Here is a 305-nt window from a genome sequence, read left to right as displayed (position 1 = left end):
AGGCAGCCGCCTGGCAACGTCCTACTCTCCCGGCCCCCTTCGGGGCAAGTACCATCGGCGCTGGAGGGCTTAACGGCCGTGTTCGGAATGGGAACGGGTGTGTCCCCTCCGCCATCGTCACCAGACAACGCACATGAATGTGCCAATCTTTACTTTTATGAGAGAGATTCATGCTCCCTCAAAACTGAACAGCGAGTAAGCGTTGACTTGCCAAAGCTCCGTAGAAAGGAGGTGATCCATCCGCACCTTCCGGTACGGATACCTTGTTACGACTTCACCCCAATCATCTGCCCCACCTTCGGCGG

Annotated in this window: 2 rRNA genes; both read right to left on the bottom strand. The window is 56.7% G+C overall.

Features of this window, described 5'->3' with window-relative positions:
- Positions 1 to 8 precede the first annotated feature (8 nt).
- Positions 9 to 125 (bottom strand): 5S ribosomal RNA (gene rrf, locus ETC00_RS20425).
- A 99-nt stretch (positions 126 to 224) separates the two neighbouring features.
- Positions 225 to 305, bottom strand: a 16S ribosomal RNA gene (locus ETC00_RS20420); the annotation flags it as partial.

This window comes from Brevibacillus sp. MCWH, assembly GCF_013096935.1.
GTDB lineage: Bacteria > Bacillota > Bacilli > Brevibacillales > Brevibacillaceae > Brevibacillus > Brevibacillus aydinogluensis.
Note: the sequence above shows the minus strand (reverse complement) of the source record. Positions and strands in the feature narration are given on the sequence as shown.